This is a genomic window from Thiovibrio sp. JS02, from assembly GCF_053485635.1.
Window position 1 is genome coordinate 1,386,633 of record NZ_CM130715.1, and the last position, 14,490, is coordinate 1,401,122.

Annotated in this window: 18 protein-coding genes; 8 read left to right on the top strand and 10 right to left on the bottom strand. The window is 55.8% G+C overall.

The features are described 5' to 3' along the window. Nucleotides 1-133: 133 nt before the first annotated feature. The gene (locus tag ACUUL3_RS06415) at nucleotides 134-367 is read left to right on the top strand and encodes a hypothetical protein (protein ID WP_448555681.1); all 234 of its coding nucleotides are present in this window, start codon (nucleotides 134-136) and stop codon (nucleotides 365-367) included. Here ACUUL3_RS06415 and istB read toward each other — a convergent pair. Next, on the bottom strand, nucleotides 355-1,137 hold the full coding sequence (istB, locus tag ACUUL3_RS06420) for an IS21-like element helper ATPase IstB (protein ID WP_448551597.1): 783 nt from the start codon (nucleotides 1,135-1,137) through the stop codon (nucleotides 355-357). The genes ACUUL3_RS06415 and istB overlap by 13 nt on opposite strands. Beyond that, complete coding sequence (istA, locus tag ACUUL3_RS06425; protein ID WP_448556398.1) at nucleotides 1,125-2,372, bottom strand: IS21 family transposase; 1,248 nt, start codon at nucleotides 2,370-2,372, stop codon at nucleotides 1,125-1,127. The genes istB and istA overlap by 13 nt, the downstream gene beginning before the upstream one ends. Nucleotides 2,373-2,538: 166 nt before the next feature. Between istA and ACUUL3_RS06430 the strand changes: the two genes are divergently transcribed. Next, entirely contained in the window at nucleotides 2,539-3,057 is a 519-nt protein-coding gene (locus ACUUL3_RS06430) for an RHS repeat-associated core domain-containing protein (protein WP_448555683.1), read from the top strand. A 370-nt stretch (nucleotides 3,058-3,427) separates the two neighbouring features. On the opposite strand, the gene ACUUL3_RS06435 is transcribed toward ACUUL3_RS06430, so the two are convergent. Further along, nucleotides 3,428-3,676, bottom strand: a complete 249-nt coding sequence (locus tag ACUUL3_RS06435) for a Txe/YoeB family addiction module toxin (protein ID WP_448555684.1) — start codon at nucleotides 3,674-3,676, stop codon at nucleotides 3,428-3,430. A gap of 65 nt (nucleotides 3,677-3,741) precedes the next feature. On the opposite strand from ACUUL3_RS06435, the gene ACUUL3_RS06440 reads away from it, so the two are divergent. The 3 genes from ACUUL3_RS06440 (at nucleotide 3,742) to ACUUL3_RS06450 (ending at nucleotide 5,870) form a co-directional block, all read left to right on the top strand. Next, entirely contained in the window at nucleotides 3,742-4,191 is a 450-nt protein-coding gene (locus ACUUL3_RS06440) for a transposase (protein WP_448555686.1), read from the top strand. Between the two features lie 86 nt (nucleotides 4,192-4,277). After that, entirely contained in the window at nucleotides 4,278-5,267 is a 990-nt protein-coding gene (locus ACUUL3_RS06445; RefSeq protein WP_448555688.1) for a transposase, read from the top strand. An 18-nt stretch (nucleotides 5,268-5,285) separates the two neighbouring features. Further along, on the top strand, nucleotides 5,286-5,870 hold the full coding sequence (locus ACUUL3_RS06450; protein WP_448556446.1) for a transposase: 585 nt from the start codon (nucleotides 5,286-5,288) through the stop codon (nucleotides 5,868-5,870). Here the strand turns inward: ACUUL3_RS06450 and ACUUL3_RS06455 are convergent. Continuing rightward, complete coding sequence (locus ACUUL3_RS06455) at nucleotides 5,860-6,813, bottom strand: IS4 family transposase (RefSeq protein ID WP_448555690.1); 954 nt, start codon at nucleotides 6,811-6,813, stop codon at nucleotides 5,860-5,862. The two genes, ACUUL3_RS06450 and ACUUL3_RS06455, sit on opposite strands and share 11 nt — an antisense overlap. 334 nt (nucleotides 6,814-7,147) lie before the next feature. On the opposite strand from ACUUL3_RS06455, the gene ACUUL3_RS06460 reads away from it, so the two are divergent. Continuing rightward, entirely contained in the window at nucleotides 7,148-7,369 is a 222-nt protein-coding gene (locus ACUUL3_RS06460) for a NifU family protein (RefSeq protein ID WP_448555692.1), read from the top strand. Nucleotides 7,370-7,378: 9 nt separating this feature from the next. On the opposite strand, the gene ACUUL3_RS06465 is transcribed toward ACUUL3_RS06460, so the two are convergent. Genes ACUUL3_RS06465 through ACUUL3_RS06480 form a run of 4 tightly spaced genes read right to left on the bottom strand, consistent with a single transcriptional unit; the run spans nucleotide 7,379 to nucleotide 9,721 of the window. Then, nucleotides 7,379-7,849, bottom strand: coding sequence for a 23S rRNA (pseudouridine(1915)-N(3))-methyltransferase RlmH (locus tag ACUUL3_RS06465; RefSeq protein ID WP_448555694.1), 471 nt, complete (start codon nucleotides 7,847-7,849; stop codon nucleotides 7,379-7,381). 8 nt (nucleotides 7,850-7,857) lie between these two features. Further along, nucleotides 7,858-8,256 carry a YkgJ family cysteine cluster protein gene (locus ACUUL3_RS06470; protein ID WP_448555696.1) on the bottom strand — a complete coding sequence of 133 codons (399 nt, stop codon included), beginning with the start codon at nucleotides 8,254-8,256 and terminating at the stop codon, nucleotides 7,858-7,860. 9 nt (nucleotides 8,257-8,265) lie between these two features. Then, nucleotides 8,266-9,141 (bottom strand): agmatinase, encoded by an 876-nt coding sequence (speB, locus tag ACUUL3_RS06475; protein ID WP_448555698.1) that lies wholly within the window; start codon nucleotides 9,139-9,141, stop codon nucleotides 8,266-8,268. Nucleotides 9,142-9,166: 25 nt separating this feature from the next. Further along, entirely contained in the window at nucleotides 9,167-9,721 is a 555-nt protein-coding gene (locus tag ACUUL3_RS06480; RefSeq protein WP_448555700.1) for a YqgE/AlgH family protein, read from the bottom strand. Nucleotides 9,722-9,973: 252 nt separating this feature from the next. On the opposite strand from ACUUL3_RS06480, the gene glgB reads away from it, so the two are divergent. Both glgB and ACUUL3_RS06490 read left to right on the top strand, forming a co-directional pair. After that, entirely contained in the window at nucleotides 9,974-12,169 is a 2,196-nt protein-coding gene (glgB, locus tag ACUUL3_RS06485) for a 1,4-alpha-glucan branching protein GlgB (RefSeq protein ID WP_448555702.1), read from the top strand. Between the two features lie 54 nt (nucleotides 12,170-12,223). Continuing rightward, nucleotides 12,224-12,388: a hypothetical protein gene (locus ACUUL3_RS06490; protein ID WP_448555704.1), complete on the top strand. Its 165-nt coding sequence runs from the start codon at nucleotides 12,224-12,226 to the stop codon at nucleotides 12,386-12,388. A 155-nt stretch (nucleotides 12,389-12,543) separates the two neighbouring features. Here ACUUL3_RS06490 and ACUUL3_RS06495 read toward each other — a convergent pair whose 3' ends face one another. Further along, nucleotides 12,544-13,614, bottom strand: a complete 1,071-nt coding sequence (locus ACUUL3_RS06495; protein WP_448555706.1) for a tRNA-queuosine alpha-mannosyltransferase domain-containing protein — start codon at nucleotides 13,612-13,614, stop codon at nucleotides 12,544-12,546. A gap of 24 nt (nucleotides 13,615-13,638) precedes the next feature. Beyond that, nucleotides 13,639-14,469: a DnaJ domain-containing protein gene (locus ACUUL3_RS06500; RefSeq protein WP_448555708.1), complete on the bottom strand. Its 831-nt coding sequence runs from the start codon at nucleotides 14,467-14,469 to the stop codon at nucleotides 13,639-13,641. Nucleotides 14,470-14,490 lie beyond the last annotated feature (21 nt).

A 14,490-nucleotide genomic window follows, 5' to 3' on the forward strand; every position in this document is an offset into this window, starting at 1 on the left:
GACTCAACAAATAGGTATTATGTTTGAATGCATAAGTAATTGAAAAGGGAGCCTCCAGGTGGCGGACAGCTCATATAATGAGCGAGCGGGGTCGAATAAATCGCCCCGAGTCAGACCCACAAGGAGGCTCCCTATGGAAAGTATTTACTACATCGGCCTGGACGTCCACAAGAAAACCATCGCTTACTGCATCAAGACAGCCAACGGTGTCAATACAGAAGTAAAAGTGTACCAGTTTCGGCAAAGTAAAAGTGTACCACCTGTGAGGGAAAGAGGTCTGCGAAGACGCCAGCGGAGTTTGTCGCCCAAAGCGTTCATCGAAGCGGTCTCTCCCAGCCGCTGCAAATGGTTCGGTTACATGGGTTGATTTTCTGCCAGTGTTTCACCTTGTTCTTTGATAGTTGATTTTGTGATCGAGTGGCCCCGCAGCCGGTAGCTGTGGCCCTTGATGTTGACCACTCGGCAGTGGTGAAGGAGCCGGTCGAGGATTGCGGTGGCTATCACCGGATCTCCGAAAAATTCCTGCCAGTCCCCGAAGCTCTTGTTGGAGGTTATTATGGTGGAGCTTCTCTCGTAGCGGTGCGAGATGAATTGGAAGAAGAGGTAGGCTTCCTGGGGATTGACCGAGAGGTAGCCGACCTCATCCACCACAACCAGGCTGGAGCTGAGATACGCTTTATGCTTGGACTGTCCGCTTTCCTTGAGTTTTCTGATCAGGGTTTCCATGGTTGTGAAGTAGACCTTGAAACCATGATGGCAGGCCTTGATGGCAAGGGCCGTTGCCAGGTGGGTCTTGCCGACCCCGGGCGGGCCGAGAAAGACGACGTTTTCGTGCTTGGTAATGAAATCAAGCTCGAAAAGCTCCATGACCGCCTTCTTGTCCAGGTTGGGATGGAAGGAGAAGTCGTACTCATCGATGGTCTTGGCGCTGGGGAGGCCGGCGGTTTTCATGGCGGTCTGCACTCGCCGGGTGTCCTTGGCCGCCACCTCCTCTTCCAGCAGGTGATCAAGAAAGGCCAGATACGAGCTCTTGTTCCCCTCGGCATCTTGGACGATGGCGTCAAGCACCTCTGCGGCCCGGCTCAGCTTGAGGCGTTGCAGGTTGTCCTGGAGACGTTCACTGGTCAGTTGTTCCATGCGACACCCCCCTGTGCAAACAGGTCATACTCGGCCAGGGGGCGCTGCTCGACTTGCGGATAGAGGCTGCCGGAGGTGAGTCCCCTGGTGGCCTTGCCCTTGCCTTTGCCATATTTGCGGGTGAGCTGTTGCTGATCGCGGCGGAGTTGGTCGTAGAACAGGCGGTTGCCGACAAACTCGTGCTTTCCGCCTGCCTCCTGGTAGCTGACCAGGAAGTCGTGATCGTGGAAGATGGCGATGACGCCGTGCTTGATCTTGAGCAGCACTCTTTTGCCCACCACCCGGTGAGGGACAAGATAGCGGTTGGTGTTGTAGGAGATCTGACAGTCCTTGTAGACCTTGCGATACACCTTGATGGAGGTGTCGTAGTCGGTGGGCGGCAGTTTCCCGAGCAAGGAGCTTTCCTGCTGCCAGCGATCGCAAACCGGCCGATGATGGGTGCCATGGACTCGACGGTTGGCGGTTTCGTCAAGCCAACGGCGCATGTCCCGATTGAGGGCCTGGAGGGTGGTGAAGGTGTAGCCCCGCCAGAAACGCTCCCGGATATAGTCCATGGGGCGTTCCACCTTGCCCTTTACCCATGGGCTATAGGGAGGGCAGGCCTTGGCTGCGAAGCCGTAGTGATGGGCGAAATGGAGGAATTCCTTGTTGAAATTCGCCTTCCCCTCACTGCGGTCGACCACCACGTTCTTCATGTTGTCGTACAGGATCTCCGCCGGCACCCCGCCAAGGTAACGGAAGGCGTTGATGTGGCAGTCCATGAAGGCTTCCATGGTGCAGCGCTCGACGTACTCCACATACATGGCGCGGGAAAAGCCGAGGAGCATGGAAAAGGCATGGACCGTGGTGGTGGTGCCGTCTGGTTCGACAATCTGATAGTCGCCGAAATCAACCTGGGCCTGCAGGCCAGGCTCGGTCTCGAATCTGATATAGGCCAGACGGGTTTGTTGCTCCTTGAGAGGGCGAACGAAATCCCGCACGGTTTCGTAGCTGCCGACATAGCCCATTTTCCTGAGTCGGTCAAAGATCCAGGTTGCTTGGTAGTCGTCCTGCTCGACATAGTCCTTGATGATCTGGCGGAAGGGGTCAAGAACAGAAGGCCGGCGCTTTTTCGTGTGGTATTGGGGCAATGTGGTTGCCGCGAGATGATTTTTGACAGTCTGCCGGTGAATGCCGAGCTTCTTAGCAATGGCCCGGATACTCAGGCCGTCACGTCGCAATGAGTGAATGTCCATAAAAACCTCCAACGTAATCATGGGAATCACCTCCTTGCGAAGAAGGTAATCTCCCTTGGGTTAGGTTGCAGGTGGTACACTTTTCATTGCCATTTTTGGTACATTTTTACATTGCCAGTGACAGCCCTATGCCTATACCGCCAGGGAGTGGGATCAGGAGACCGGGTTGTATTTCTACCGGGCTAGGTATTATGATCCGCAGGTGGGGAGGTTTATTAGTAAAGACCCCATTGGGTTTGCCGGTGGGGATGTTGTTTTATATGGATATGTGCAAAATAATCCGGTTAACTTTGTTGATCCGAGTGGGAATGTAACATTGCTTGGAGGGGGTGTTGGCATGAGGGGGCATTTTGCTCTTTTCGGCGCAAGTGTCAGTCGCGGTGGTGTTGCTGGCTCTGATGGTTGTCGGTGTGAGTATGTTACGGTTTGTGGAAGAATTGGCCCCGGTCTTGTGTATTTAGGCGGTGGCCTTGAAGGGTCTGGAGGACTTTCCTCTAAAGGAACAAGAGATCTTGGAGGTTGGTCCGTTGGGGGAGGTGCCGATATTGGTTGGGGTCCATCTGCAGGTGTTAATGCCGCTACCACCAATGGTACAACATCCACGGTCAATGGATCAGCAGGCCTTGGATGGGGTGCATCTTCTGGTGTCGATTTCTGTTATACTGTTTTGGAATGCGGCAAGTAAAAGAATCCTTAGTTCTTGTTGGTGTTTTCTATGAAGATAACAAAGTTAATCTTAAAACCCTGGGCTGGGCTCAAACTCGGCGTTGTTGGCTTATGTGTTTTTTATACTGGTTTTAAGATTGGAAAATATCTTGGCGTAACTGGGACAATTCTGATTGTTCTAGGCTGGGCATTGTTGATGTGTGGCATTTTGGGGCATATGGTGTGGTTCGTAAGGGAGTTGAAGAAAAAACCTGGGGATAAGGGGTCGCATCTTTTTCCTTGATGCACTACGGAAACGGGGTCGGGATTGACATTTTGCCATTCAAAAAGGCGGTTAAGATGAAAATCTTAACCGCCTTTTCTTTTATCATGGGCTGTGGGCGGGAAAATCAATAATGATACCGGCAGGCGAGAATCCGGATTTTATCTTCCAGAACCTCGTACACCAGCCGGTGGGTGTCGTCGATGCGGCGGGACCAGCAACCGGCGAGATCATGCTTTAACGCTTCCGGCTTGCCGGTTCCTTCAAAGGGGGTGCGCTGCACTTCCTTGAGCAGCTTGACAATGCGGAGGGCTTTCTTGCGGTCCTGTTGAATCCACCAAGCCAAGTCCTCAAAGGCCGCCGGATCAAATTCCAAGGAAGGGGGATGGGGGTCAAATCTTTATCCTTGACACCACTCCTCCCCTCCTCTAGCATCTTGGTATGGCACGACCTCTTCGCATCGAATATCCAGGCGCGCTTTATCACGTCACCAACCGGGGCAATGAGCGCAAACCCATCTTCATGGATGACACGGACCGGCAGGAGTTCTTAGAACTCCTCGCCCGCTCCCTGACCATATACTCGGTCAAGCTCTACAGCTTTGTTCTGATGAGCAACCATTTTCATCTGCTGGTGGAGACCCCCTTGGGGAATCTCAGCCAGTTCATGCGTCACTTCAACATCAGCTACACATCGGCTTTCAACCGCCGCCACCGCCGCTCCGGCCACCTCTACCAGGGAAGATACAAGAGCTTCCTGGTGGATGGGGATGCGTACCTCTCCATGGTATCCCGCTATATCCATCTGGGTAATTTCCGGGGACACAATACCTATTTTTTTTGCCAAGGAAAACCAGGCCGGAAGCCCGTTACAAAACAACTTAACAAATAGGTATTATGTCCCCAGATACCATCGAGGGGGATGGGGGTCAAATCTTTATCCTTGACACCAATCCTCCCATCCTCTAGCATCTTCGTATGGCACGACCTCTTCGCATCGAATATCCAGGCGCGCTTTATCACGTCACCAACCGGGGCAATGAGCGCAAACCCATCTTCATGGATGACACGGACCGGCAGGAGTTCTTAGAACTCCTCGCCCGCTCCCTGGCCATATACTCGGTCAAGCTCTACAGCTTTGTTCTGATGGACAACCATTTTCATCTGCTGGTGGAGACCCCCTTGGGGAATCTCAGCCAGTTCATGCGTCACTTCAACATCAGCTACACATCGGCCTTCAACCGCCGCCACCGCCGATCCGGACACCTCTACCAGAGAAGATACAAGAGCTTCCTGGTGGATAGGGATGCGTACCTCTCCATGGTATCCCGTTATATCCATCTGAACCCGGTTAAGATCGGCAGCAACACGAATAAGCCGCTCGCCGAGCAGCTCGATATCCTTTGGGCCTACAAATGGAGCAGTCTGCCGGGATTTGTCTCTCTAAAAAAACGATGGACGTTCGTGGATTACCCGGTGGTCCTCGCGGAGTTCGGCGGCGACACCGCCACCGGGCGAACGAAATACAAAAAGCAGATTGCCGCAGATCTGGCGGAAGGCCTGCCGGTGAAGGAAAGGGTCGTCGGGCAGACCCTCTTGGGCAGCGATGATTTTGTACAACGGATCAAAAACACTTATCTTGATGCGGAAACGGCCCGGGAGCAACCAGCTCTTGCCGAAGTGCGAAAATATCTGGCCCAGGACGTTATCCTGGATGGTATCTGCAAGGTGACGGGAAAAACCAGGGAAGAGGTATTACAAACCACAGGGCCATTACGCCAGATGGCTATGGATCTGCTCTACCGGTTGGGCGGGATGAAAAACCCGGAGATCGGGAGGCTGTTGGGTGTTGACTACAGCACCGTCAGCCAGGGAAGAAAGCGGTTTCGAGAGCGCCTGGATAAGGACAAGCAGCTGCAAGCCATATACACCAATGCGGAAGAGTTACTGTCAAGGATAAAGATTTGACCCCCCCCGCCCAAAACCATCTTCAAGGACGACACGGACCGGCAGGAATTCCTCGAACTCCTCGCCCGCTCCCTGGCCATATACTCGGTCAAGCTCTACAGCTTTGTTCTGATGAACAACCATTTTCATCTGCTGGTGGAGACCCCCTTGGGGAATCTCAGCCAGTTCATGCGTCACTTCAACATCAGCTACACATCGGCCTTCAACCGCCGCCACCGCCGATCCGGACACCTCTACCAGGGAAGATACAAGAGCTTCCTGGTGGATAGGGATGCGTACCTCTCCATGGTATCCCGTTATATCCATCTGAACCCGGTTAAGATCGGCAGCAACACGAATAAGCCGCTCGCCGAGCAGCTCGATATCCTTTGGGCCTACAAATGGAGCAGTCTGCCGGGATTTGTCTCTCTAAAAAAACGATGGACGTTCGTGGATTACCCGGTGGTCCTCGCGGAGTTCGGCGGCGACACCGCAGTAATTTCCGGGGACACAATACCTATTTTTTTTGCCAAGGAAAACCAGGCCGGAAGCCCGTTACAAAACAACTTAACAAATAGGTATTATGTCCCCAGATACCACGTTACAAAACAACTTAACAAATAGGTATTATGTCCCCAGATACCAAGGTATTATGTCCCCAGATACCATCCAGGCCCATGGTCGTCTTGACATCACGGAAAAACAGTTCGACATCCCACCGTTTAAAGTAAAGTTCCGCAAGCTCCTCGGCGGGATATCGCGTGGCATCAAGCAGGGTGGTGACGATGTGAAACCACTGAGTTCTGAAGCCAGGGTATTTCACCCTGACCTTGATCTGTCTCAAAAAAAGCTCTGGCGGAAGAGCCTCCCACGCCTCTTTAGAATACGACAGTTTGGGGGTGTAGAGTGGCCGTTCCCACGTTATCAGCAGGTCGTCAGGTCCGAGTTTTTTGAGACTGCCAGATGGTCTGACCGGTGCTCTCCTGGCAAGGGTGACAACACTGTCAACTCCTTGTTTTTCCAGGCTTGCGATATCGAAATAACTACAGAACCCTTTGTCCCCCAGAAAGATGTCTTCTCGTTTAAACAACGGCCACTGTTTGCGGAACAGCAGCAGTTCGTGACTCTTCTTGTTACCGATGGCGTAGCTGAGCAAAGCCCCACTTTCCAGCGAAAAACAAGCACAGATGCGTGCCGTCGGAAATCCACATCCCGGCTTCTGTGAAGACCACTGCGGCCAAGCCCCCTGGTTCTCCGGCGTATCCGGCATGCTGACGCCTGTCCCGTCAACAACGATTACTCGCCGGTTGTTCAGGAAGCCTGCCTCCGGCATTTTATTAAGCCGCTCAGCCGTATGTTCAAAAATTCCGGAGAGCATCTGTTCATCCAACTTCTTGCGAGCCGTACAATACGAAGCAGTCGAAGATGATGGGATCTTTATTCCCTTAATGGAGGCATAGGATTGAAGCTTGCGGATTACTTCCTTGCAGCCCCCATCCGCATCCAGCACCTGACTGAAGAAGGCCCAGAAGGTATTCTCTTTCGAGAAAAGCCTCCGGCGACTCACCGGGATGGGGTCAAATCTTTATCCTTGACAGACTCGTATTGTATTCAAAGTGTCAAGAATAAATGGCACCCAGTGTCACCTGGGGCTTCGCCCTTCCCGGAGTTTATACCCCCTTGAGGGGTACTGCCCGCATTGGTCTGGGTCTTGCAAACTCGGCTTCGCATCAGACAGTGCAAGCCCATTTTTCGTCCAATGCCACGCTGCTCGGCTGTGTGCCAATGGGGTATTCCTTCTATGAAGCCCCCCTCTCCACCTTCGCGGACAGATATTGTCAGAGCAGGCGCGCTGTGTTACATTGAGTGACTTTTATTCATTAGCGAAAACGGGGCAATCGATGCGAGAGAAGGTGCAAGCTGCTTTGGAGAAAATCCGGCCGACCCTGCAGGCGGACGGCGGCGATGTGGTGCTGGTAGATGTGAGCGAGGACGGGATCGTCAAGGTGCAGCTGACCGGCGCCTGCAAAGGCTGCCCCATGTCTCAAATGACGCTCAAAAACGGCATCGAAAAGTTCCTCAAGGGCGAGGTGCCTGAGATCAAGTCGGTCGAACCGGTCTGATTTCCGCGCTTACTTGTGGTAGCCGGTTCCGGCCTTGATGGTGAAGGCCCGGTAGAGCTGTTCGAGCAGCAGCAGGCGGGCCATCTCATGGGTGAAGGTCATCCGGGAAAGGCTCAGCACAAGGTCTGCCCTACTTACCACCTCGGCGGCAAGCCCCAAAGGACCACCGATCAGAAAGGCAACCTCCCGCACCCCCTGCTCTTCCCATCTGGTGATGAACTCGGCAAACTCCTCGGAACCGAGCTGCTTTCCGGATAGATCCAGGGCGACAACCTTTGCCGCGGCCGCAACATGTCGCGCAAGGGCCTGCGCCTCCTCCTGCTTGAGCCGCTCCGGCTCCTCCCTGGCCGTCCGCTTCTTCTCCCTGACTATCGGCGTCTCGATCTGGGCGTAGCGGCGGAGCCTCTCTCTGAAATCATCGATTCCCGCGGCCAGATAGGCTTCCCTGGTCTTGCCCAGAAAGGGTATGACGCACTTCACGATACCCCCTAGCGGTTTGCCTTCTGCTCATCAAGAAGCTGGCTCAGTTTGGAGCAGAACTCCTCGTAGCCGATCTCTCCTTTGATGCCGGGGCAGGAATGCTGGATGGCCTGGAAGTTGTTGGGATCGGCGAGGATGCTCGGATGCAGGGGCCACTGGCTGCAGCGCCAGGGCTTGCCGGGATGGACGGTACAGCCCTGGTTGTAAAAAATGCAGTGGCCGTCCACGGTTTTCATCTGCACGACATTGCCGGTGACGCGCAGATATCTTTCCTTCACCTCTTCCACCGGCAGGCGCAAAAAGGCGACCAGACGGTCCAGATCTTCCGGAGTCAGCGAGACGGTGGTCTCGCCATGGCAACAATGGCCGCACTGGCGGCAGTTGAAAATCTCATCTTCCAGCGACATAACACGACCCTAACCTAGTGATTGCAGTTGCTGTTGGAATATATAACCCAGGGTCCGATAAATAAGCTTTGCAACGGTGAAAGCCGCATGCTCGCAGCCCGGACGGGGGGAAAACTCGACAAAATCCATGGCCACGATGGGCCGTTGCCGGGCGATGCCTTTCAGCAAGGCAACGGTCTCGGCCCAGAGCAGGCCGTCGGGCTCGGGGGTGCCGGTGGCCGGCATGATGGAAGGATCAAGGCCGTCCACATCAACGGTGAGATAGACCGGCCCGGTCAACTCGGCGCAGAGCCTGCTGAGCCAGTCCGCCTCGCTCCGGACCCGCTGCATGAAGAACGGCTGCCAGCCCCTGGCCCGGACCAGCTCAAGTTCCTCCCTGGAAAAAGAACGGATCCCCACCTGGCTGAAGGGAATGCCCAGATCGGCAAGCCTGCGCATCACGCAGGCGTGGCTGTCTGGCCTGCCGTCGAACTCCTGGCGCAGATCAAGATGGGCATCGATCTGCACCACATGCAGATTGGGATATTTTTCCCGGCAGGCCTGCACCGCCGGCACCGTCACCGTATGCTCGCCACCCAGCAGCACCGGAAAGCGCCCGGCCACAAGCTCCCCGGCAATACCGGCCCGGATGGCCTGGCAGGCCTCGGCGGTGCCCAGGGAGCTGAAATCGGGGATGGGTCGGGTCTCGATGCCGATGCGCACCGTCTCGTAATGGAGTTCGTCGTCAAAGACCTCCAGGGCAGGCGAGGCCTCGATGATCGCCCTGGGGCCGTGGTCCGCGCCGCCGCCCCAGCTCAGGGACTTGGCCAGGGGGGCGGAGACGATGCTCACCCTCTTTTCCGGCCCGAGATCGGCCTCTTCGCCTAGAAATTGAAGTTTTTCCATTCTCAGTATACTCGCAACTCCCGGCTCAGGCAGAGCCGACCACATCGCCGAAAAGATCGATGTCGATGCCGTAGCGCTGGGCGGCCTTTCGCCACTTCAGCCTGTCCGGAGTCTTAAAGATGATTTCGTCCTCGGCCGGCAGGGTGAGCCAGCCGTCCACGGTCAGCTCCTCCTCCAGCTGTCCCGGTCCCCATCCGGAGTAACCCAGCGCCACCAGCAGATGTTTCGGCCCTTTGCCTTCGGCAAGATCGTGGAGGATCCTGGGGTCGCTGGTGAGGCAGACGGTTTCGCTCGCCTTGAGGAAGTGTTCGGTCCGGTAGTCGGCGCTGTAGAGAAAAAAGGCGTTGGAGACCTCCACCGGGCCGCCCACGTACAACGAGGGGATATTCTTCTCGGGAACCGGAATATTAGCGCTTTTGCAGACATCGGCAAAGGTGACGTCCTGGATCGGCTCGTTGATCACCAGACCCATGGCGCCCTCCTCGTTATGGGCGCAGATGAAGACGACCTTTTCCGCGAAGCGCGGATCAGGCATCTGCGGCGTGGCGATGAGAAAATATCCCTGCAGGCTTTCTATCATGATGCTTTCGTAAAAACCTCGAAAAGGGCTGGCCCGTGGCTTCCCTGGGCCACGGAAAGTGGCACTTTATCACCAGTGCCCCCGTTGCGTCAAGAAAACCTGAAATTTCCGGAAACTTCCCGGGCCCGAGAAAAGAATTGGTATTTTAAAAATCATTTGTGCTAGTATCTTACTATTCCCTGCCAGTCAGCGGAAAAACACCCCTGTCGCCATGCTCCCTTAAAAAAAAATTGAGCTCAAACAGATACGGCCATGACATTCGACATCAATACTGAAATTGACAGAATCATCGACTCAGAACACCACGACCCCTTTCAAGTCCTCGGCTTTCACCTTCTCGGCCCCAAGGCGGATTCCTCGGTGATCAGAACCTTTCAGCCCCATGCCAACAACTGCTGGCTGGTGGTGGACGGCCAAAAAAAGGAAATGTACAAGACCAGGGCCGAAGGGCTGTTCGAAATTGTCATCCCCAACTGCACCGAACCGTTCACCTATCATTACGAGGCGAAATTTTACGACGACACCACCCATCTCTTCAAGGATCCCTATCGGTTCATGCCGCAGATGAGCGAGTACGACCGCTATCTTTTCAACAACGGCACCAACTATGAGATCTACAGCAAGCTCGGCGCCCATCCCACCACCATCGACGGCATCAGCGGCACCATCTTCCGGGTCTGGGCGCCCAACGCCCGCAGGGTAAGCATACTGGGCAACTTCAATTACTGGGACGGCCGCGTCCATCAAATGCGGATCCTGGGCGTATCCGGCATCTGGGAACTGTTCGTGCCGGATATCGGCCAGGGCGAGCCCTACAAATTCGAAATCAAAACCCAGAACAAAACCATCCTGGAGAAGGCGGACCCCTTCCAGTTCTTTGCCGAGCTGCGCCCGAAGTCAGCCTCCGTCGTTTACGGAATCCCCGATCACCCCTGGGGAGACGCCGCCTGGCTCACCCAGAGAAAAAACCGGAAAAGCTACGAACAACCCATGTCGATCTATGAGGTGCATCTCGCCTCCTGGCGCCGCGATCCGGCTGACCCGACCCGCATCCTCTCCTTTCAGGAGCTTGCCGACTCCCTGATCCCCTATGTCCGGGAGATGGGCTTTACCCACATCGAACTGATGCCGATCATGGAGCATCCCCTGGACGAATCCTGGGGCTATCAGGTCACCGGCTACTTTGCCGTCACCAGCAGGCACGGCACTCCCCTGGATTTCATGCGCTTTGTCGACCTTTGCCACCAGAACGACATCGGGGTGATCCTGGACTGGGTCCCCTCGCACTTCCCCTCGGACGGGCACGCCTTGAGCAGGTTCGACGGCACCGCCCTGTACGAACACGAGGATCCTCGACTGGGCGCCCACCCGGAGTGGGGCACTCTGATTTTCAACTACGGCCGCAAGGAGGTGCAGAACTTCCTCATCGCCAATGCCCTCTTCTGGATGGAGGTTTTCCATATCGACGGCCTGCGGGTCGATGCGGTCGCCTCCATGCTCTACCTGGACTATGCCCGCCCCGAAGGGGAATGGCTGCCCAACATTTATGGCGGCAAGGAGAATATCGAGGCCATTGAGTTCATCAAGCACCTGAACGCCATCCTTTACAGCCGTCATCCCGACATCCTGATGATCGCCGAGGAGTCCACCAGCTTTTTCGGCGTTTCCAAACCGCTGGACTGGGGAGGACTCGGTTTCGGCTACAAGTGGAACATGGGCTGGATGAACGATTCCCTGGGCTATTTCAGCAAGGAGCCCATTTTCAGGAAATACCACCACAACGCCCTGACCTTTTCCCTGCTGTACGCATTCACCGAAAACTTCATTCTGCCCATGTCCCATGACGAGGTGGTGCATGGCAAGCGCTCCCTGCTTTTCAAGATGCCCGGCGACATGTGGCAGAAATTCGCCAACCTGCGCCTGCTCTTTTTCTTCCTCTGGACCCATCCGGGCAAGAAGCTCCTCTTCATGGGCTCCGAATTCGGCCAGATTTCGGAATGGTACTGCAAGGTGAGCCTGGACTGGCACCTCACCGAGCAGGAAACCCTGCACAGACAGTTGCAGGATTTCGTCAAGAGCCTCAATGCCACGTACCGGAACAACAACAGCCTCTGGGAGATCGATTTCTCCTACGACGGCTTCCGCTGGATGGATTTCAAGGACGTGGACAACAGCATCATCGCCTTCTGCCGTTTCGGCAAAAATTACAGGGATATCGTCGTCTGCCTGCTCAACTTCACACCGCAGGTTCTCCACGACTACAAACTGGGCGTGCCCATGGCCGGCAGCTACCAGGAAATTCTATCCTCCGACCTGAGCGAGTTCGGCGGCAGCGGCGTCCACAATCCCGACCGCAAGGAATCGATTCCCGAACCCTTCGGAGAAGCGCCCCACCACATCCTGGTCACGGTGCCCCCCTTGGCCGGGGTGCTCTTCAAGCCGGTATAACAAGGATTTTTTGAAATGGCTTCGCCAAAAACATCGCCCTTATGCGGAGAAAAAGTGAAAAAGGCTCTCTGCTGGATGAGCGAGACCCTGCTCGCCAATCCGGAAAAAAAGAGAGTCGCGGTGCTCAAGGAGGCGGAAATCCGTTTCGATCTCTCTCCGGCGGAATGCGAATTTCTGGACAAAAACTTCAACGATCCAGCCAGACTTGAACCCTGCTGAGGCCTTGGCTCCTCGGCCGTACCCGGAAAAGGGACTGTCGACAGGCTGATCCCATTCTTCGCGAGCAATGTCACCTCCTGGCCGCTCAACTTCCCGGGCCGGCCTCTGCCGCGGATCTTCACCGTGTCCCCGACCGCCCTCCGAGAACCGCTTCGCTACGACGCAAACCATTGCCGGTAGCGGGCAAACTGGGACTGCCAGGAGTACCTTTCCGTCAAGGCGTGCGCCTCACCACTCTCCAGCCTCCCCAGGGCAAGATGCCGTGCCAGGGTTTCGACAAAATCGTGGTCGGCAAAACGGCAGGCGGACGGGAACAGCTCGGGGTAGGACAAACGGTCCGGCACCAGAGGGCGGCAGCCGCAGCGCACCGCCTCCAGCACGGCAATGCCGTAAAACTCGTGCAGGGCGGTGGAGACGACGACATCCCCTCGCTGCAGAAGAGAGCGGTATTCCTCCCGGCTCTCCGCATGGCCAAAATGAATGATCCGGTCGGCAAGACGCTCTTGAGCCTCGGCAAAAACCGGCGGCCTGCTGCGAAAGGATTTGCCAAGGACAATGAGCTGGAAGGCAACCCGCTGTTCAGCAAGAGCAAAAAGGCCGTTAAAGAACAATTCCGGGTTCTTGTCGTGCTCCCAGCGATGGTTCCAGACGATGGCCGGCGCCTTCCGGTTGGGATACGGAGGCGCGGTACGGGCAAAATCGCTGAAATCAAGGGCGGGATAGAGCACGGTCGCCTTGGCGCGGATGGTTTCTTCAAGGCGGGGCAGCCGCATGTCCGGCATCCTGACGAGAAGATCGCGGGCGCCGGCAAGGAAGGATTCCAGGTTATATCGGGAGTTGAAGGCGATTTTGTCAGCGGCCAGGGCCGTGGTGAGATTGGTGAGACCGAAATGCACATCCCGCTCGGCATGGACCTGAACAGGATAGGCGAACTGATTTTCATGGAAATAGACATGGAGGGGCAGGTCGCGAAACCGCCTGGGCAACAGGCCCTTGAAGGCGGCGACATCAAGCATCGAGGAGCAGAAGAGACAGTCCCCGGCCTCCCCCGCCGCCAAATCCCGCAACTGTGCGGCAAAGTACGGCGCGGCCAGGCGCATCCGCCATTTCCAGCTGTGGGCCGGCAGGGTGTAGAGGATGAACTCGCAGGGAAGATGGGCCAGCAACCCGGCCAGGAAAGCCTTGTGCGAGCCGCCGTAGTAGGGTTCAAAAACAAGAACGCGCATGGATATGTATCGGCGGGGCCATGATCAGGAGAACTTCTTTTTCAGATACTGATACGCTTCATTCAGCTCCTTCATCTTTTCCTCGGCGACGTTCTTGAACTCCTCGCCCAGATGTCCGACCTTGTCCGGATGGTACTTCATGCTCAGCTTCCGGTAGGCGCTCCTGATCTGCTCAAAGGTGGCGCCCGGCGAAAGGCCCAGAATCTCATAATAACGGCCTTCATCGCTTCGCTGCTGAAACCCGCCCCGCGCCCCCACATACTTGGCGCGGATGGAAATGTGGTCGTAGGCCGCTATCTCCAGAAAATCGGCAATGGTCTGCACCATGGCCAGTTCCTGCGGGCTCACCTGGGCATTGCTGAAAAGCACCTGATAGATCAGCTCAAGGAGGATCAGCCTGGGCTCATAGGCGAAACGCCCCCGGAACTCGGCCAGCAGGGAGTCGAGGGTGGCCTGGGAGGTCGAGGCTTCCCTGATCAGGTCCCGCAGCCAGTAAAGCTGGCTCTGGCCGTAGCGGAGATGGATGCGGAAGAAATTCTCGATGGCGGCAAGTTCGGCCTTGGTGACGGTGCCGTCTATCTGGGCGATCTTGACGAGGATATGCACCAGGAGAAAGACAAAGAGGTTGTGGCTTTCGGTCTGCGACTGCTCATAGCGGCTCACCTGCCGGCGCACATAGTAGGAAAGACCCCATGCCCCCACGATGAGCAGCAAAACGAAAAAAAGGACGGCGAAAAAGAGGAAGCCCAAAAAATTAAAGAGAAGCGGTGCTCCGCCCAAGGCGAGAAGGACCAGGGCCAGAATGAACAAAAACCCGCCACAGCCGGGCGGTCGATGCTGACGATAGATGATCATGATGGTCTCTTACTCCTCCAA

Excerpts from the sequence above, each read along its gene's own strand:
- glgB (WP_448555702.1), top strand. The coding sequence starts at position 9,974 with ATGACATTCGACATCAATACTGAAATTGACAGAATCATCGACTCAGAA.
- ACUUL3_RS06460 (WP_448555692.1), top strand. The coding sequence starts at position 7,148 with ATGCGAGAGAAGGTGCAAGCTGCTTTGGAGAAAATCCGGCCGACCCTG.
- istB (WP_448551597.1), bottom strand. The coding sequence starts at position 1,137 with ATGGAACAACTGACCAGTGAACGTCTCCAGGACAACCTGCAACGCCTC.
- ACUUL3_RS06470 (WP_448555696.1), bottom strand. The coding sequence starts at position 8,256 with ATGTCGCTGGAAGATGAGATTTTCAACTGCCGCCAGTGCGGCCATTGT.
- ACUUL3_RS06480 (WP_448555700.1), bottom strand. The coding sequence starts at position 9,721 with ATGATAGAAAGCCTGCAGGGATATTTTCTCATCGCCACGCCGCAGATG.
- ACUUL3_RS06500 (WP_448555708.1), bottom strand. The coding sequence starts at position 14,469 with ATGATCATCTATCGTCAGCATCGACCGCCCGGCTGTGGCGGGTTTTTG.
- ACUUL3_RS06440 (WP_448555686.1), top strand. The coding sequence starts at position 3,742 with ATGGCACGACCTCTTCGCATCGAATATCCAGGCGCGCTTTATCACGTC.
- ACUUL3_RS06445 (WP_448555688.1), top strand. The coding sequence starts at position 4,278 with ATGGCACGACCTCTTCGCATCGAATATCCAGGCGCGCTTTATCACGTC.
- ACUUL3_RS06415 (WP_448555681.1), top strand. The coding sequence starts at position 134 with ATGGAAAGTATTTACTACATCGGCCTGGACGTCCACAAGAAAACCATC.
- ACUUL3_RS06495 (WP_448555706.1), bottom strand. The coding sequence starts at position 13,614 with ATGCGCGTTCTTGTTTTTGAACCCTACTACGGCGGCTCGCACAAGGCT.
- speB (WP_448555698.1), bottom strand. The coding sequence starts at position 9,141 with ATGGAAAAACTTCAATTTCTAGGCGAAGAGGCCGATCTCGGGCCGGAA.
- istA (WP_448556398.1), bottom strand. The coding sequence starts at position 2,372 with ATGGACATTCACTCATTGCGACGTGACGGCCTGAGTATCCGGGCCATT.